The organism is Shewanella hafniensis (assembly GCF_019655335.1).
GTDB lineage: Bacteria > Pseudomonadota > Gammaproteobacteria > Enterobacterales > Shewanellaceae > Shewanella > Shewanella hafniensis.
This window is the reverse complement of record NZ_BPFD01000018.1, coordinates 1-17,264: the sequence shown is the minus strand read 5'-3', so window position 1 is coordinate 17,264 and position 17,264 is coordinate 1. Positions and strand designations below refer to the sequence as shown.

The 17,264-nt window shown below is 47.4% G+C and carries 19 protein-coding genes and 1 rRNA gene; 12 read left to right on the top strand and 8 right to left on the bottom strand.

Annotated elements, in window-relative coordinates:
• Nucleotides 1-22: 22 nt before the first annotated feature.
• Both K5Q99_RS07660 and hemG (K5Q99_RS07655) read left to right on the top strand, forming a co-directional pair.
• On the top strand, nucleotides 23-1,480 hold the full coding sequence (locus K5Q99_RS07660) for a TrkH family potassium uptake protein (RefSeq protein WP_106648749.1): 1,458 nt from the start codon (nucleotides 23-25) through the stop codon (nucleotides 1,478-1,480).
• A gap of 2 nt (nucleotides 1,481-1,482) precedes the next feature.
• Entirely contained in the window at nucleotides 1,483-2,007 is a 525-nt protein-coding gene (gene hemG / locus K5Q99_RS07655; protein WP_220591581.1) for a menaquinone-dependent protoporphyrinogen IX dehydrogenase, read from the top strand.
• A gap of 65 nt (nucleotides 2,008-2,072) precedes the next feature.
• Here hemG (K5Q99_RS07655) and K5Q99_RS07650 read toward each other — a convergent pair whose 3' ends face one another.
• A complete protein-coding gene (locus K5Q99_RS07650) occupies nucleotides 2,073-2,381 on the bottom strand; it encodes an ArsR/SmtB family transcription factor (RefSeq protein ID WP_006083802.1) in 309 nt (102 codons plus the stop codon).
• A 200-nt stretch (nucleotides 2,382-2,581) separates the two neighbouring features.
• Here K5Q99_RS07650 and hemG (K5Q99_RS07645) point away from each other — a divergent pair, with 200 nt between their 5' ends.
• Entirely contained in the window at nucleotides 2,582-3,133 is a 552-nt protein-coding gene (gene hemG / locus K5Q99_RS07645) for a menaquinone-dependent protoporphyrinogen IX dehydrogenase (protein ID WP_220776510.1), read from the top strand.
• 75 nt (nucleotides 3,134-3,208) lie between these two features.
• Here the strand turns inward: hemG (K5Q99_RS07645) and K5Q99_RS07640 are convergent, their stop codons facing one another.
• Genes K5Q99_RS07640 through def form a run of 5 tightly spaced genes read right to left on the bottom strand, consistent with a single transcriptional unit; the run spans nucleotide 3,209 to nucleotide 8,861 of the window.
• Nucleotides 3,209-4,651, bottom strand: a complete 1,443-nt coding sequence (locus K5Q99_RS07640; RefSeq protein WP_106648743.1) for a TrkH family potassium uptake protein — start codon at nucleotides 4,649-4,651, stop codon at nucleotides 3,209-3,211.
• Between the two features lie 19 nt (nucleotides 4,652-4,670).
• Nucleotides 4,671-6,080 (bottom strand): Trk system potassium transporter TrkA, encoded by a 1,410-nt coding sequence (trkA, locus tag K5Q99_RS07635; protein ID WP_106648741.1) that lies wholly within the window; start codon nucleotides 6,078-6,080, stop codon nucleotides 4,671-4,673.
• A gap of 15 nt (nucleotides 6,081-6,095) precedes the next feature.
• Nucleotides 6,096-7,382: a 16S rRNA (cytosine(967)-C(5))-methyltransferase RsmB gene (gene rsmB / locus K5Q99_RS07630; protein WP_220776509.1), complete on the bottom strand. Its 1,287-nt coding sequence runs from the start codon at nucleotides 7,380-7,382 to the stop codon at nucleotides 6,096-6,098.
• Nucleotide 7,383: 1 nt separating this feature from the next.
• Nucleotides 7,384-8,340, bottom strand: a complete 957-nt coding sequence (fmt, locus tag K5Q99_RS07625) for a methionyl-tRNA formyltransferase (RefSeq protein ID WP_220776508.1) — start codon at nucleotides 8,338-8,340, stop codon at nucleotides 7,384-7,386.
• 14 nt (nucleotides 8,341-8,354) lie between these two features.
• The gene (gene def / locus K5Q99_RS07620) at nucleotides 8,355-8,861 is read right to left on the bottom strand and encodes a peptide deformylase (protein ID WP_220776507.1); all 507 of its coding nucleotides are present in this window, start codon (nucleotides 8,859-8,861) and stop codon (nucleotides 8,355-8,357) included.
• A 125-nt stretch (nucleotides 8,862-8,986) separates the two neighbouring features.
• On the opposite strand from def, the gene K5Q99_RS07615 reads away from it, so the two are divergent.
• The 6 genes from K5Q99_RS07615 (at nucleotide 8,987) to hemF (ending at nucleotide 14,033) form a co-directional block, all read left to right on the top strand.
• Entirely contained in the window at nucleotides 8,987-10,117 is a 1,131-nt protein-coding gene (locus K5Q99_RS07615) for a LysM peptidoglycan-binding domain-containing protein (protein WP_220776506.1), read from the top strand.
• An 83-nt stretch (nucleotides 10,118-10,200) separates the two neighbouring features.
• The gene (dprA, locus tag K5Q99_RS07610) at nucleotides 10,201-11,217 is read left to right on the top strand and encodes a DNA-processing protein DprA (RefSeq protein WP_220776505.1); all 1,017 of its coding nucleotides are present in this window, start codon (nucleotides 10,201-10,203) and stop codon (nucleotides 11,215-11,217) included.
• A gap of 2 nt (nucleotides 11,218-11,219) precedes the next feature.
• On the top strand, nucleotides 11,220-11,693 hold the full coding sequence (locus K5Q99_RS07605; protein WP_006083793.1) for a DUF494 family protein: 474 nt from the start codon (nucleotides 11,220-11,222) through the stop codon (nucleotides 11,691-11,693).
• Between the two features lie 119 nt (nucleotides 11,694-11,812).
• On the top strand, nucleotides 11,813-12,376 hold the full coding sequence (locus tag K5Q99_RS07600) for a DNA topoisomerase family protein (RefSeq protein WP_220591587.1): 564 nt from the start codon (nucleotides 11,813-11,815) through the stop codon (nucleotides 12,374-12,376).
• Between the two features lie 156 nt (nucleotides 12,377-12,532).
• A complete protein-coding gene (gene tsaC / locus K5Q99_RS07595) occupies nucleotides 12,533-13,099 on the top strand; it encodes an L-threonylcarbamoyladenylate synthase type 1 TsaC (protein WP_220776504.1) in 567 nt (188 codons plus the stop codon).
• Nucleotides 13,100-13,124: 25 nt separating this feature from the next.
• Entirely contained in the window at nucleotides 13,125-14,033 is a 909-nt protein-coding gene (hemF, locus tag K5Q99_RS07590) for an oxygen-dependent coproporphyrinogen oxidase (RefSeq protein WP_220776503.1), read from the top strand.
• 34 nt (nucleotides 14,034-14,067) lie between these two features.
• Here the strand turns inward: hemF and K5Q99_RS07585 are convergent, their stop codons facing one another.
• A complete protein-coding gene (locus K5Q99_RS07585) occupies nucleotides 14,068-14,505 on the bottom strand; it encodes a group II truncated hemoglobin (RefSeq protein ID WP_220776502.1) in 438 nt (145 codons plus the stop codon).
• A 152-nt stretch (nucleotides 14,506-14,657) separates the two neighbouring features.
• On the opposite strand from K5Q99_RS07585, the gene aroE reads away from it, so the two are divergent.
• Together aroE and K5Q99_RS07575 are read left to right on the top strand one after the other, a co-directional pair.
• Complete coding sequence (aroE, locus tag K5Q99_RS07580) at nucleotides 14,658-15,506, top strand: shikimate dehydrogenase (protein WP_220776532.1); 849 nt, start codon at nucleotides 14,658-14,660, stop codon at nucleotides 15,504-15,506.
• A gap of 5 nt (nucleotides 15,507-15,511) precedes the next feature.
• Nucleotides 15,512-15,787, top strand: coding sequence for a DUF1488 family protein (locus tag K5Q99_RS07575; protein WP_220776501.1), 276 nt, complete (start codon nucleotides 15,512-15,514; stop codon nucleotides 15,785-15,787).
• Between the two features lie 134 nt (nucleotides 15,788-15,921).
• Here the strand turns inward: K5Q99_RS07575 and K5Q99_RS07570 are convergent, their stop codons facing one another.
• Entirely contained in the window at nucleotides 15,922-16,470 is a 549-nt protein-coding gene (locus K5Q99_RS07570) for a gamma carbonic anhydrase family protein (protein WP_006083786.1), read from the bottom strand.
• A 571-nt stretch (nucleotides 16,471-17,041) separates the two neighbouring features.
• Here K5Q99_RS07570 and K5Q99_RS07565 point away from each other — a divergent pair.
• Nucleotides 17,042-17,264: ribosomal RNA gene (locus tag K5Q99_RS07565) — 16S ribosomal RNA — on the top strand; the annotation flags it as partial.

Here is a 17,264-nt window from a genome sequence, read left to right as displayed (position 1 = left end):
ATGGAATGATTGAACTCGCTTAATGCAATATAAAACCATAATAAGAATCATAGGCCTGCTGATTGGTTTATTTTCAATCACTATGCTGCCACCAGCACTGATCGCTGTTTGGTATAACGATGGCGGCGGCACGGCGTTTATGCAGGCATTTTTTGTCAGCCTATTTATTGGTTTCTGGCTCTGGTATCCCAATCGCCACTGTAAAGAAGAATTGCGTACCCGAGAGGGTTTCCTGATTGTGGTCCTATTCTGGACCGTGCTGGGTTCTATCGGTGCCTTACCGTTTATCTTCTCGAGCCAACCCGACCTCAGTTGGACTGATAGTTTCTTCGAATCTTTTTCTGCGTTAACCACCACCGGAGCCACTGTCATTGTCGGGCTCGATTTCCTACCTAAGGCCATTTTGTTTTACCGCCATATGCTGCAATGGCTCGGCGGTATGGGGATTATTGTGCTCGCAGTGGCGATTTTACCTGTACTTGGCGTCGGGGGAATGCAGCTCTATCGCGCTGAAATTCCGGGCCCCGTCAAAGACAGTAAGATGACCCCGCGGATAGCCGAAACCGCTAAGGCACTGTGGTATATCTATTTATTGCTAACCATTTCCTGTGCGACCGCCTATTGGCTGGCGGGCATGAGTGTGTTCGATGCGGTTTGTCATTCATTTTCTACTATCGCTATTGGCGGTTTTTCGACCCACGATGCCAGCATGGGGTATTTCGATAGCTCAGTGATTAACCTTATTTGCGTGTTCTTTTTAATCGTTTCAGCGGTGAACTTTAGCGTGCATTTTGCGGCATTTTCGCGGCGAGGGATTAACGTTAAAGTCTATTTTAAAGATGCCGAATTTAAGATGTTGGTGGCGATTCAACTCATTCTTACCGCGATTTGTTTCCTCACGCTTTATCATTCGGGCATTTATGATTCGCCGGAAGAAACCTTAGATCATGCCTTATTTCAGGCGGTTTCCGTGGCCACTACCGCAGGGTTTGGTACTGAAAGCTTCCACATGTGGCCGCTGTTTTTACCTATTCTATTGATATTTTCAAGCTTTATCGGTGGCTGTGGCGGATCGACTGCGGGTGGGATTAAGGTGATTCGGGTCATTTTGCTGCTGTTACAGGGCTCGCGCGAATTAAAGCGACTGGTTCATCCTAAGGCGATGTTCTCTATCCGTATTGGTTCTAAAGCCTTGCCTGATCGCGTTGTTGATGCCGTGTGGGGGTTCTTCTCTGCCTATGCGCTGGTGTTTGTGATCTGTATGCTTGCACTCATGGCGATGGGATTAGATGATATTACCGCCTTTAGTGCTACCGCAGCTTGCTTAAACAACCTAGGCCCAGGCTTAGGTGCAGTAGCCAGTAACTACGCCAGTATTGGCGATGGGGCCAAATGGGTATTGGTCGTGGCTATGCTGTTTGGTCGCCTCGAAGTATTTACCTTACTGATTTTGTTTACGCCAACTTTTTGGAAGAATTAATCATGCAGACGTTAATAATTTATTCGACAATTGATGGCCAAACATTGGCAATTTGCCAAAAAATGAAGACGATTGCTGAGCAAGCGGGAGAGCAGGTTTCGCTGGTCACATTAGCGCAAGCAGAAGCGCTGAGCTTAGCGGATTTCGATAAAGTGCTGATTGGCGCCAGTATTCGCTATGGTAAACATAGACCTGAACTTTACCAGTTTGTGAACCGCCACCATGCGGTGCTCGATACTAAGATTAATGGCTTTTTTACCGTTAATGTCGTGGCGCGCAAACCCTTAAAGAATACGCCTGAAACCAATCCTTATATGCAAAAGTTCCTGCAATTATCACTATGGCAGCCACAGTTGCTTGAAGTGTTTGCGGGCAAGATTGATTATCCTAAATACGGTTTGTTCGATCGCACTATGATACGTTTCATTATGTGGATGACTAAAGGACCAACCGATATCAGTGGCACCTTTGAGTTTACCGATTGGGAAAAAGTCGACGCCTTCGCTAACCGCTTTAGCCAATCTTAAAAATCATTAAGCCCTAATCACCTGCAAGTGATTAGGGCTTAGATTTAAGCTAGCTTTACCGCCGTTTACACTGCGCAGTAGCGGCTATGCAGAATAGAAATCACTTGGGTGACTTGCTCGTTCTTGAGCTTGTAGTAAACAATCTGCGAGCTCTTACGGGTATCCACCAGATCTTCTGCGCGTAATACGGCTAAATGCTGGGATAGTGCCGATTGGCTTAATGGCACAGTGGCATTGAGTTCAGTTACGCTCAACTCTTTGTCTAGTAATAGGCATAAAATCATTAGGCGATAAGGGTTCGCTATGGCCTTAAGCCATTTAGCCGCACTTTCCGCATTAGTTACCATTGCAGCTACATCTATGTCATTTTGCATAAGGTCACTCACTTCATCGCTTTTGATTAGATAATTCTAATTGAACACCTGTGTTTACGCAATCATACTGCTCAGCCATGCAGATCTCAATTTTTGCATCTCAGAATATGAGATACGGCTGATTTGTGATCCTATCAGAGGTTTATTTAACCTAATCTTGCCACAATAGTGACATTAACTCAGTTGATCGGTAATTCCCTATGACACGCGTTCTCGTACTTTATTTTACCCGTGGTGGCCACACGGCCAAGATTGCCAATGCAATTGCCGACCAATTAACTTTTCGTGGCGCTAAGGTCGATCTCGTTGATATCAATAGTGCTGCCGCAACTTGTATTAATTGGCCCGATTATGATGTCGTCGCCTTAGGTGCCTGCGTTCTTTATGGCACTTATGATAAGAGTGTGTTCCAGTTTATCGAGCAGCATGCAGAAGCTTTGGGGGCATTGCCAAACAGTTTCTTCTGCGTCAACGTGGTGGCGAGAAATCCAGAAAAACGTATTCCTGAGAATAATAAATATCTGCAAAAGTTCATCGCCTTATCGCCGTGGACGCCAGCCGATCTTAAAATTATTGCGGGGAAAGTGGATTATCCTTCATGGCCTTGGTACGACAGGTGGATGATCCTGTTGATTATGAAGATGACCAAAGGCCCAACCGATCCTAAGTCGGTTATCGATTACACCGACTGGGCAGATGTGAAGGTCTATGCCGATCATCTGTTGGAATTGGCTGAAGTTACCGCTATTTAGGACGAGTCAGGCTTAATAAAAAAGGCGCTTAACGAGTTAAGTTAAGCGCCTTTTTAGTATCCAAGCTCTACTGCATTAATACTTCCAAAAACTCGGGTGGAATAACACTGCTACGGTCAGAATCTCTAAACGGCCGAGGAGCATACCGAGTGACAAGGCCCATTTCGCTACGTCGGGCAGAGTTGAAAAGTTACCCGCAGGGCCAATAATTGGGCCTAAACCTGGGCCTACGTTGGTGACCGCCGTGATAGCGCCAGTAAAACTGGTCATAGGGTCGAGCCCCGTGAGCACTAAAATTACCGACAAGCCAACAATCACCATCACAAACAACAGCACGAAAGTGATCAGCGAGCGCACGATATCTTCACTTATGATGCGATTGTTGTAGCGTTCCCTAAAGATACCGTTTGGATGACATTGCTGTTTCAATTGCTCGCGCATAATGGCGCCAGCAATTTGAAAGCGGAAGATTTTAATCCCGCCCGAGGTTGAGCCAGAGCAGCTACCGACAAACATTAAAAACAGGAAAGCGATGTTGGCAAAGGCGCCCCAAGCACCGTAATCCGTTAAGCCATAACCTGTGGTGGTCACCACAGAAACCACGTTAAAGCTGGATAAACGCAGCGCATCGAGGAGTTCAATGTCGCGGGTTTGCCACAGCCAAAAGCCAATAAAACAGGACACAAAGGTCAGGAAAAATAAGAAGCCTTTGACCTGAGCATCGTTCCAAATCCGCAGATCCTTTTGCTGTATGGTTTGTACAAACATGAGTAGTGGCAAACCACCTGCAGCCATAAAGAACACGCCAACCCAGTGGGCCGAGTTAGAAAACGCGGCCATAGAGCTATCGGAGGTGGAATAACCGCCGGTTGATAGGGTGGTCATGGCATGATTGACTGCTTGAAACCACGTCATCCCTGCCAGATGATAGGCAACGCAACAAGCAGTTGTTAGCAAAATATAAATAAAGAATAGGTACTTAGCCATACTTTGGGTACGTGGTACGGCTTTATCGCTCCAATCCGAAGATTCAGTGCGGAACAGCCGCATACCACCAACGTTTAAGAAGGGCAGAATGGCCACCGCCATCACGATAAAGCCAATTCCGCCTAGCCACTGCAATAAAGAGCGCCAGATTAAGATACTGTGATCCATGGTATCCAACCCCGAGAGCACGGTAGAACCTGTGGTCGTGATGCCGGACATAGTCTCAAAGAAGGCGTCGGTATAACCAATCCCGTGATACAAGGTAAAGGGCATGGCTGCAAACAAGCTAACGATCAACCACGTCAAGCTGGTCAGCAGGAACATATCGCGGATATTGAGGTTAATGGCTTTGCTCTGGCCATTGTGTAAACACAAGCTGGCACTAATACCTGTCACTAACGCCGACAGCATGAAAGAGCCTACTGTTTCCTCGGCATTGAATACGGCGAGGAGCAGTGGGATCAACATGAAGGCTGTCAGCATGGACAAAAACAGCCCTAAAATAAACAATAGTGGTCTAAAGTTCAGCATAAGTTGGCTTACTTAGGTTTTAGAAGAAGAAAGCACTTGGTTGGAAAAGCTTCTCGACTTCGCCGACAAACTTTTTATTCACTAGGAATAAGATCACGTGATCCCCTTGTTCTATCACGGTTTTGTCGTGAGCCATTAATACTTCGTCGTTGCGGACAATAGCACCAATGGTGGTTCCCGGTGGCAACTTAATATCGCCAATGGCTTTGCCAACCACTTTAGACGTGCTGGCATCCCCGTGGGCAATCGCTTCAATTGCCTCGGCGGCGCCGCGACGTAGGGAGTAAACGTTACAGATATCACCTTGACGGATATGGGTTAACAGTGCCGAAATGGTGGCTTGTTGGGGTGAGATAGCAATATCGATGTTAGCTTCTTGGACGATATCGACATAGGCTTCGCGCTGGATCAGCACCATGACCTTTTTTGCGCCCATACGTTTTGCCAGTAATGCTGACATAATGTTGGCTTCGTCGTCATTGGTTACCGCAATAAATACGTCGGTTTGATCTATGTGTTCTTCGAGCAGTAATTCTTGATCTGAAGCGTCACCGCAGAACACGGTAGTATTTTCCAGTTGCTCCGATAGGGCTTCAGCGCGCTCATACTTATGCTCAATCAGTTTAACTGAGTGGGTACGCTCGAGGCGTTTGGCTAAACCTAAGCCTATGTTACCGCCACCGGCGATCATAATGTTGCGGTAGGAGTTATCGAGCTTCTGCATTTCGCTCATCACAGCGCGAATGTGGCGACTGTCGGCGACGAAGAAGACTTCATCATCGGCTTCGATAATCGTGGTACCGCGAGGCATGATAGGGCGGCCTTGGCGGAAAATTGCCGCAACCCGGGTATCAATATTTGGCATGTGTTCGCGCAGTGCCGCTAACGCATTACCTACCAGTGGACCACCATAATAGGCACGAACGGCCACTAGACTTAGCCGTCCTTCGGCAAATTCGAGCACTTGCAGTGCGCCGGGATATTCAACGAGTCGTTGGATGTAAGCGGTCACTAACTGTTCAGGGGCGATTAACTCATCGATCACGAAGCCGCCGCGGGGGCGGCCGTCGCTATTTTTGGTTTCACTGTCGATAAAAAGTTTATCGCGCATCGCCAGATAAGGTTCTGAGCGAATACGGGCAATTTTTGTTGGTGTGCCGAAGAGGGTGTAAGCAATTTGGCAGGCGGCCATGTTGCATTCATCGCTATTGGTTACCGCGATCAGCATGTCGGCATCTTCTGCGCCTGCTTCTCTAAGTACGTCTGGATGGGCCGCATGGCCCGCCACAACGCGAAGGTCATATTTATCTTGCAGGGCGCGTAGTCGGGATTTGTCACTATCTACAATAGTGATGTCATTATTCTCACCGACCAAGTTCTCGGCCAAGGTTCCCCCGACTTGACCCGCACCTAATATGATAATTTTCATGGCCTTGCTTACTTCCTAATCGGTCGCTTTTAATAAACGGGCGTAATAGAACCCATCCATATTGTCTTGTCCTGGCGTGATTTGCCAACCTATATCCTGTGGCGAATGTTGCTGGGAGAGTGTGTCTAGCTTAGCATCTGTGGTTCTGGCCAAAAATGCACTGATCTGGTCGCGGTTTTCCTGCGGTAAAATCGAGCAAGTAGCATAAAGTAGCGTGCCACCGGGTTTGAGCCACTTCCAGCAATGATCGAGAATTTGCTGTTGTAGTTCAGCCAGCTCTTCGATGTCATGGTTTTTACGTAACCATTTGATATCGGGATGGCGGCGGATCACTCCCGTGGCCGAGCATGGCGCGTCCAGTAAGATACGATCAAATTGTCCACCTTGCCACCATGAGTCAATATTGGCCGCATCGCCATGGATAAGCTCCGCTTTTAATGACAAGCGGTCAAGGTTCTGTTGCACCCGCTCGAGACGTTTAGCATCAAAGTCGACGGCAACCAGTTTAATGCTTGGCTCAAGTTCGAGTAGATGACAGCTTTTACCACCGGGCGCAGCGCAGGCATCGAGGATTAATTCATTCGCTTGTGGTGCCAGTAATGTCGCCGCCCATTGCGCCGCGCCATCTTGCACTGAGGCTGCACCGTCATGGAAGCGTGGCAGTGTGGCAACATCCTTTGGATGCGCTAAAAGAATGGCATCTGCACTGCTGCCTTCACTTGCTTCAATTTCGAGGTCGGCTAAAGCGGCTAGGTATTCGGTACGGCCTTGGGATAAGCGATTATTACGCAGCCACATAGGTGGGCGTTCATGGCTTTGTTGAATGATGTCTTGCCACTGCTCGGGATAGGCTTCTTTTAAGCGCTTAATCAACCAAGCGGGTGTGTTGTAGCTTAAGGTATCTGACTCAGTGCTGAGCGGCGAAAGCTGGCGCTGAATGTTGCGCAGTACACCGTTAACGACCTTAACCATGCCTTCAAACTTTAACTGGCGACAGGCTTCGGCGGTTTCTGAAATCGCGGCGTGGCTTGGAATACGAGTGAAGTAAAGTTGATAGCAACCTATGATCAGCAGCTGGTGAATAATCCTTTGCTTACCTTTGAGTGGTTTCGCTAAGCATTCACTGATGCGTTTTTCTATTTGCGGCAGAGTGCGCATCACGCCATAGCAGATCTCGGCAAGTAGGGCTTTATCTTTGCCGCTGGTCAGGTGTTTTTGTTGTTCGGGCAGGGCGACCGAGAGTGACACGCCTTTTTCTAATACTTCGAAGATGGCTTTCGCAGCCAGCGCGCGCAAGTTCATACTATTGTGCCTCGTTTGCGAGGCGAGTATTCGGGCTAAACCATTCACCTCGAGCATTGAGAATATCGGCAACATTGAGCGGCTTTTTCCCTGGCAGCTGCATACTTAGCAGGGTCAATACGCCGTCGGCAGTGGCGACTTCTATGCCTTTTTTACTGGCGCTGATAATAGTGCCCGGAGCGGCTGTGCTGGTGGTTTCGCTGACTTGGGTCTGCCACACTTTAATAGTATTGCCTTGGTGCTCAAAGTAACTCACAGGCCAAGGATTAAAGGCTCGGACTTCTTGCCAGAGTTGCTTGGCAGATTTATTCCAATCGAGTCTGGCTTCTTCTTTACTGAGTTTTTCTGCGTAGTTCGCTAGGGCTTCATCTTGTTTTTCAGCTGCTAAGGTGCCGTTTGCTAGACCTTCTAGGGCTTGCAATAGGGCAACAGGACCTTGTTCAGCCAATTTCTCGTAAAGGCTGGCTGAGGTGTCGCTATCTTTAATCGGCAGAGTGGTTTTCAGTAGCATATCGCCGGTATCTAAACCCACATCCATCTGCATAACGGTCACGCCAGTTTCTTTGTCGCCGGCCCAAAGTGCGCGTTGGATTGGTGCAGCACCGCGCCAGCGTGGCAAGATAGAACCGTGAACGTTAATACAACCTAAACGTGGTGTATCTAATACGACTTTTGGCAAGATCAGACCGTAGGCAACTACCACCATAATATCGGCATTCAGCGCGGCAAGTTCTTGTTGCGCGGGTTCTTTACGTAATGAACCCGGTTGGTACACAGGAATATTGTTGGCGACGGCGAGTTCTTTTACTGGGCTGGCGGTCAGTTTCTTGCCGCGGCCAGCGGGTCTATCGGGCTGAGTGTAAACGCCAATCACATTGTGGTGTGAGTTAAGCAGTGCTTGTAAGTGGCGAGCGGCAAAATCCGGTGTTCCGGCAAAGATGATGTTGAGTGGTTTCAAATCTGATCCTATGCTTATTTGGCGTCCAATCGGGCCGCTTTTTCAAGTTTTTGTTTGATCCGCTGACGTTTTAGCGGTGACAGATAATCGACAAACAATTTGCCTTTGAGGTGATCCATTTCGTGTTGAATGCAGATAGCAAAAAGCTCATCGGCCTCAACAATAAATTCGTTGCCGTGCCTGTCTAAGGCTTTTACCGTAACAAATTCGGCGCGATCGACTTTGGCATAAATACCCGGCACCGACAGGCAGCCTTCTTCATTGCAGAAGTCGCCGCTGCTGGCGATAATTTCGGGATTAATAAACACTTTAGGTCGTTCGACTTCATCTTGTAAGTCCATGACAATAAGTTGTTTATGGTAATCCACTTGGGTTGCGGCCAGACCGATACCTTTCTCTTGATACATGGTTTCGAACATATCATCAATTTGAGTCTGCAGCTCGGCATTAAACTCTGTGATGGGGGTCGCTTGTGTCCGCAATCTTTCGTCAGGGAATTGTAATACTTTTAATAGTGTCATACATAAACTCTTAACAAGTCTGTCAAATCTCTGCCAGTTAGTTATACTGACTGATGCTAATGGGTTAATTTTAATCTTTAGTGCCTATCAATAACAGTAAAAGCTCAAACTAAGAGCCAAACAACATGGAAATACCCATGAAACGGTTAATTTTACTCGCGTTAATGACATTCAATTGCACGTTTGTTGCCGCCGATACCCTTACCCTGAAAGCGGGGCATCCTGAGTCATATGTAGTGAAAAAGGGCGATACTCTTTGGGATATCTCCGCAGCGTTTCTAAATGATCCATGGAAATGGCCACGTCTTTGGGATGTAAACCCGCAGATTGCCAATCCCCATCTTATTTACCCTGGCGATCAACTCACCCTAGTGTTTGTTGATGGTCAGCCTCGACTCGTGCGCAACGGCGACATACTCGATACTGCTAAACCCCATGTAAAGAAGAGCCCTGAAGGACGGGTCATTGCGAAGAGCAATGCGATTCCTGCCGTTGACTTGGCCTTGATTGAACAGTATTTAGTGCAGAATCGCGTTGTCGCAACCGACTGGCTTGCCGAGCAACCTATGGTATTGGCAGGTGAAAGCCCATCGCGTCATCATATTGTGGGTGATGTCATTTATATCGATGCTGAACTGCCGATGAATCAAAAGTACGGTGTTTACGAACGTGGTCGCGAGTTTTTCAATAAGGAGTCTGGCGAGGCGATAGGACAAGAAGCTATTTTAGCCTCAACTGGGCAAGTGGTTGAGTCTGGTAAGGTGTCAAAAATTAAGTTGTTAACCAGCTTTCGTGAAACCAAAGCAGGTTTCAGAGTCATGCCGATGGAAAGTGATTCCTTGATGTCAGCTTATTTCACCCCAAAGCCTGCAGAGTTAAAGACACCAGCTGTTGTGCTTGCTATCGAATCGAAGATGCGTAAAGCGGGTAAGTTGGATGTGGTGTACTTAGATAAAGGCACCCAAGATGGGGTTGAGCCCGGAGTCGTGTTCTCTATTTACCGTGATGGTGAGGTCATTGTCATCAACAATGATGGTTTGCCAGTGCCTGCCACTGAGCGCACCGCCTACGATAACCTGATGGCATCTGTCTCATCGGATCGTGCTATTCAAATGCCGGATATCTATCATGGCAAGCTGTTAGTTTTCAAAGTATTCGACAAAGCGAGCTTAGGTTTGATTGTTTCCACCGAGCGTCCTGTGCGTGTCGACGATAAGTTAATTGCCCCAGAGTCTTTAGCCTTAAGAGGTCAGTAATATCTGAACATTTGGTCGATTGGTTAGTTGTTTGTGCTGTATCTGGGCTAGGACCCGCTCGGATCCAACAATTATTAACGCACATGGAAGTGGACGACCTCAGGCAAAGGTTAGAGCACGAGCGAGAAGCGCTACCTTTATCTGACCATCTGCTCCATAGCCTCGCTATTGATTATCAAAAAGTCGATATCGCCCTCGAATGGCAGCAGCAAGCCGCTGACCATCATCTCGTTAGTTTCTCCGATCCGCTTTATCCTCCGTTATTAAAACAACTCTCAGATCCGCCCGTCGTCCTGTTCGTTAAAGGTTGTTTGGAGGCGTTAGTCCTGCCTTATCTTGCCATTGTCGGCAGCCGTAATGCTTCACCAGGCGGATTGCAGGTCGCTTATCAGCTGGCTGCTGAAATGTCTTCAATGGGATTTGGTATCTGCAGCGGTATGGCGATGGGGATTGATGGCGCTGCCCATAAAGCCTGTGTTGAACATCAAGGGCGAACCGTTGCTGTGCTTGGGACTGGCATTGAGACTGTTTATCCACGAAAACATCGGCAGCTTTATCATGATATTCAGCAGCAAGGCTGTATACTTAGCGAGTTTTGGCCAGATGTCGGTCCCTTTGCGGGGAATTTCCCGAAACGAAATCGGATTATTAGCGGTCTTTCTTTAGGGACACTTGTGGTTGAAGCCTGCCGTAAAAGCGGTTCTTTAATCACAGCGAGATTGGCGATGGAGCAAGGGCGTGAGGTGTTTGCCGTTCCGGGCTCAATCTTGGGCGGTTACCATCAAGGCTGCCATGATTTATTACGTGATGGGGCAAAACTTGTGGAAACAGCCGCCGATATAGTGGAGGAGTTGGCAAGTTTAACCGCTTACCACCTTGAAGAATTGAAGTTATGCCACCATATACAGCAAGGCGAGATTTGTAATTTGCCATTTTCGTCTCTGTTAGCTAGTGTAGGTTATGAAACTACATCCATTGATGCAGTAGTTGAACATAGTGGGAAAACGATAGATCTGGTGTTAGAACAAATGCTTGAACTTGAGTTGCAAGGTTGGGTGATTGCAGTACCCGGTGGTTACGTCAGAGTAAAGAGGAGCTAGCCATGTTTGATATCCTCATGTATCTATTTGAAAACTATGTTCACAGTGAAGTTGAACTACTAGTTGATGAAGACGAGTTAACCAAGGAACTCACTCGTGCCGGATTTCATCAATCCGAGATTTTAAAAGCGTTAACTTGGTTAGAGCGCTTAGCAGAATTACAAGAAGGGGATAAACCTTATCTTTGTAATCACGATCAGCATTCGTTTCGTATCTATACAAAGGACGAAATGGACAAGCTGGATGTGGAATCCCGCGGTTTCTTGCTGTTTTTAGAGCAAGTTAAAGTGCTGAATGTCGAAACCCGTGAAATGGTGATCGATAGAGTCATGGAGTTGGATGAGCCAACCCTGATTTTAGAAGATCTCAAATGGGTTATCTTAATGGTGTTGTTTAACGCTCCTGGTCATGAGTCCGCTTATGAGCAAATGGAAGATTTAATCTTCGAACAGCCCGAAGGCCGACTACATTCTTAATCGTTGTGAAAGATGAATTATGAGAGAAAGGAGGCTAAGACCTCCTTTTTTGATGCCATAAATTCCTTGGTGGCACTGCGCTTGATATCTTAATGCGCTACGACAGGTGGTGAATGATTATGTCTAAGATTGATGAACAATTATTTAGTGCCCACGAACACGCACTGGAAAAAGAATACGAACTTTGCCCTGAATGTGGCAGCGAGTTATCGGTCAAACACAGTAAGCACGGCGGTTTTATTGGTTGTAATAATTACCCTAGCTGTAATTACACTCGCCCATTAGTGCAGCACGAATCCATTGAAACTCAAGTGATTGAAGGTTCTGTCTGCCCTGAATGCGGCCACGAGTTGGCGGTCAAGTCTGGGCGATTTGGGATCTTTATCGGTTGTACTCAATATCCTAGCTGCACGCATATTGAAAAACAGGATCAAGCGAGCGACAAGCCTGATATCTCTTGCCCAGAATGCAAAACGGGTAAACTGGAGCACAGAACGAGCCGCTTCGGAAAAAGTTTTTATGCCTGTAGCGCTTACCCTAAGTGCAAATTTATTGTGAATTATCCTCCGGTTGCTGAAGCTTGCCCGAGTTGTGGTTTTGGGATCTTAGTCGAGCGTAAAGGTGCGGCAGGGATGCGTTTAGAATGCCCGCAAAAAAGCTGTAAATACAAAAGACCACTTTAGTTTATTGTGTGACCTGCATCTTAATATTTGGCCGATGAAAGTGGCTTGCGTATAATCCTCGGCTGACCGCTGATGGGGCGGTCAGTATTCGAAGTATTCGAATTTATCCAATAATTTGATTGTTGAAATCGACAATACTTAAAAGGTGATCCTAAGATGTTGCAGCTGCACCCATCTGACATAAAACATATTGTGCTTAACGGTGGTGTTATCGCTTATCCAACCGAGGCGGTTTATGGCCTAGGTTGCGACCCAGATAACGACACTGCTATCCAAAAGTTATTGGCGGTAAAACAGCGCCCATGGCAGAAAGGACTGATCTTAGTCGCCAGTGATTTTCAGCAGCTTTTAGCTTATGTTGATGAATCGCAATTAACGGCTGAGCAGCTTGAATTTGCATTTTCCAAGTGGCCAGGGCCTTTTACCTTTGTCATGCCAATCAAAGCGCATGTTTCAAAATACCTCTGTGGCGAATTTGACTCTATCGCAGTGCGAGTGTCGGCCCACGCTGGGGTACAAGCCCTGTGCCGCGCGCTTAATAAACCTTTAGTGTCGACCAGCGCTAACCTTGCAGGTGAAGATCCCGCATTAACTACCGCTGAAATCCTCGCTGATTTTTCCGGTAAAATCGATGCACTCGTATTAGGCGAACTCGGCGAACAACGTCAACCCTCGACCATTATCGATGCGCGTAGCGGCAAAATTTTACGAAATGGACAATGAGCAAACCAATAATAAGGATAACAAGATGAGTGTGCCTGATGCTGCAGTGGTAAAAGCGTATTTACTCGATTTACAAAACCGAATTTGTGCCGGTTTAGCAAAGTTAGATGGTCAAGCGACCTTTGCCGCTGATTCATGGACCCGCGCCGAAGGCGGTGGTGGCACGAGCCGAGTATTAACCCAAGGTGCAGTATTCGAGCAAGCTGGAGTTAACTTTTCCCATGTGACTGGCGCAGCTATGCCAGCGTCGGCAACGGCGCATCGCCCAGAACTGGCGGGTCGCAGTTTTGAAGCTATGGGTGTGTCTTTAGTGATCCATCCTAACAATCCGTATATACCGACGACTCACGCCAATGTGCGCTTCTTTATCGCGCAAAAAGAGGGTGCCGATCCCGTGTGGTGGTTTGGCGGTGGTTTTGACTTAACACCTTATTATCCATTTGAAGAAGATGTGCGCGAGTGGCACCAGACGTCTAAGGATATTTGTGCGCCTTTCGGGGATGAGGTTTATCCCAAGTATAAGAAATGGTGCGATGAGTATTTCTTCCTGCCGCATCGTAATGAAACCCGCGGTGTGGGCGGACTGTTTTTCGATGACTTGAATCAAGCAGGATTCGAGCAAAGCTTTAGCTTTATGCAAGCCGTGGGCAATGGCTTCTTAACGGCCTATGCGCCGATTGTTGAGCGTCGTAAGGATACTGAGTTCGGTGAGCGCGAGCGTCAGTTCCAACTCTATCGCCGTGGTCGTTATGTTGAGTTCAACTTAGTCTACGACAGAGGCACCTTGTTTGGTCTGCAGACAGGCGGCCGTACCGAGTCTATCTTAATGTCGATGCCGCCATTAGTGCGTTGGCAATATGCTTATACGCCAGAGGCGGGAAGCCCAGAGGCAGATTTGTACGATAACTACCTCAAACCCCGCGACTGGGTTTAGCCAGTAATCTTATGAAGTGGATACAGCATCCACTTTATTGATTACGCATATGATCGGCCAGAGTTGAAATCGCCTCAAAGATGGCGGCTCGATGCTCTGGCTTTTTAATGTGTTCTTCAATCGCAAATTTCATACAAAACAGCCATTGATCGCGCATCGCCTCATCAATATCGACATGCATGTGTCGTGCTCGCAATGCCGGATGACCATATTTCTGCTGATAGAGCTGCGGCCCGCCGAGCCAACCACTTAAAAATTCAAACAACTTTTGTTCAGACTCCGCAATGGGTGCCCTATGAATGGCAAGCAGAGTTGTCGTTTCTGCCGAACTTGCCATCTTTTGATAAAAGCATTTTGCGATAGCACGGATTACCTGTTCGCCGCCGATTAAGTCATAGGCGTTAGACTGACTCGGATCGCGATCATCCTGCGGTGGAGTGTGTTTACTAAAAATCTTTTTAAGCCAGTTCATTGGAATAGTCGTTCACTAAATAGAGTGTATTGAGCCGATGGCGCATTATAGCGTGAAACCCAGCGTGAAATTTAGTTGAGCATAATTCGTCTTGCGTGGGCTCAAAAGCGCGGTAGACTGCAAAGCCATTGAACCTAAAATTTCATATCGCTATGACAGACAGATACGCAGTGTTTGGCAATCCAATTAGCCACAGTAAATCGCCGTTCATCCATGGACAATTTGCCGCGCCTACCCAAGAGTTATTAACCTATGAAGCCATTCTCGCGCCGGTCGATGGTTTTGAAGCCTCACTGACGGCGTTTTTCAATGCGGGCGGCAAGGGCGCGAATGTGACAGTGCCTTTTAAGGAGCAAGCTTTTGCGCTGTGTGACAGTCTCAGCCCAGAGGCCAAGCTTGCTGGCGCGGTAAACACCTTAAGTTTATTGGCCGATGGCACTATTCGCGGTGATAACACCGATGGCTTAGGGCTGGTGACCGATCTCATCGCTAACTTAGGCAGCTTGCAAGATAAGCGCGTGTTACTTATTGGTGCTGGTGGCGCGGCGCGCGGTTGTGTTCTGCCGTTATTAAATGCGGGAATTGCGCAACTGACCATCAGCAATCGCACTCACACTAAGGCACAGCTTCTGGTCGATATCTTTACTTCGGTGGATAACGGTGCTTTCGCAAATAGAGTCACCGCCGTAGAAATGAATGAGCTTGCGGGCGAGTTCGATATCATCATCAATTCAACCTCGGCGAGTCTTGCGGGCGAGTTGCCACCTTTGCCAGCACATATCATCACCACCCAAACAGTGTGTTATGACATGATGTATGGCGCCTCGGTCACCGCGTTTAACCAATGGGCGCTATCTCAAGGTGCAGCTAAGGTTATTGATGGGCTCGGCATGTTAGTCGGACAAGCGGCTAAGAGTTTTACCCTATGGCGAGGTATTGAGCCCGACACCCAAGTGGTGTTGACGCTTTTGCGGGACAAACTAATGGCAGAGCCTAAGTAGGAAGCATGAATCAAAGTATTCTTTTCCCCGATCTGCAATATTGGGACGATGCCCACAAGCGAGTCTGCTTTATCGCTCAGTCGCAGGGGATGAACATCAAGTGTTATATCAGTGCGAATAAGTTGGCCGAGCTGAATGATTTCTCCAAGCAGCCGAGCACCGATGAAGCCGCCGCTATGCTGGCATTGTTTGATGCGGTGAGATTTGATGCCGAAGAAATGGCAGAAAACTTAATTGAAGCCGAAGAGTTTGATGAGTTTGGCGCAGTACACTTAGGCTAAACTTATCGGACTCAGATAGTTTTTTGAATCAGCGAATAGCAAAAGGCGGTAGAGACTGATTAAGTCTCTACCGCCTTTCTTATATAGCGATAGTGATACTAAGCAACTAACTATAAGATATTTGCGCTAAGTGACTAGATGTTTTGTAACTCAACTAAGTATTCATTTTTCAGTCTGACATAGTTGTCGGCAGATTCTGGCAAAAAGGCCATTTCGGCAGGTGTTAATGGACGAGCCTGCTTAGCTGGGCTGCCTACATATAAATAGCCGCTTTGTAATACCTTGCCCGGTGGCACTAAAGAGCCCGCACCTAAGATCACATCATCTTCTAAAATCGCACCGTCGAGAATAATCGCGCCCATGCCCACTAATACTCGGTTACCGACTTTGCAACCGTGAAGCATCGCTTTGTGACCAATAGTCACATCATCACCAATAATCAGTGGATGACCATCGGGACGAGCAGCTGACTTACGCGTCACATGCAATATGCTACCGTCTTGCACGTTCGAGCGCTTACCAATACGAATATGGTTAACATCACCACGCGCCGCCACCATAGGCCAAATACTGGCATCAGTATCTAACGCAATATCGCCAACAAGCACCGAAGCTTCATCTACATACACATTATTGCCTAATTGAGGATGAATACCTTGGTAAGTTCTGAGTGGCCCTGACATAGAAAAGTCCCTAATTGAGTGGTTTTTTGCATTATAAAGGTTAAAAACTAGCTGGTCAGGTCAAATATCCAACGAACAGTGAGAAAATGACAATTATCTTAAAAATAGGGGTTGCGCACTTTCTCAATCTCCCTATAATGCGCATCCACTGACACGGCAGACAGCGAAAGCCAGCTGACGAGTTAAGTTGAATTGAGTGGCTTACTCTCTGTTGAGAATGGCACTTAATTCAAGCGCAGCAAGAAGTTGAAAATACTCCTTGACGCGAAACGGGAAATGCGTAGAATACGCAGCCCTAGCCACCTGGAAGCGTTCGGCGCTCAGTGTGGTACTCAAGTTCTCTTACGAATATTGAGTTGCTCTTTAACAAGATAAAACAAGAAATCTGTGTGGGCACTCACAGGTGTTGAGTTAATCGAAACTGCTTAACCTTCGGGTTGGCAGTCAAAAATTTAAATCAATGTAACAATGAGTGTTCATAGCAATATGTACAGTTTGTTTCTTTTAGCGAGAAACAAAAAATCAGAATTCATTGAGCCGCTGAAGTCGTAAGACGGAAGCAACAAAACTTTAATTGAAGAGTTTGATCATGGCTCAGATTGAACGCTGGCGGCAGGCCTAACACATGCAAGTCGAGCGGCAGCACAAGGGAGTTTACTCCTGAGGTGGCGAGCGGCGGACGGGTGAGTAATGCCTAGGGATCTGCCCAGTCGAGGGGGATAACAGTTGGAAACGACTGCTAATACCGCATACGCCCTACGGGGGAAAGGAGGGGACCTTCGGGCCTTCCGCGA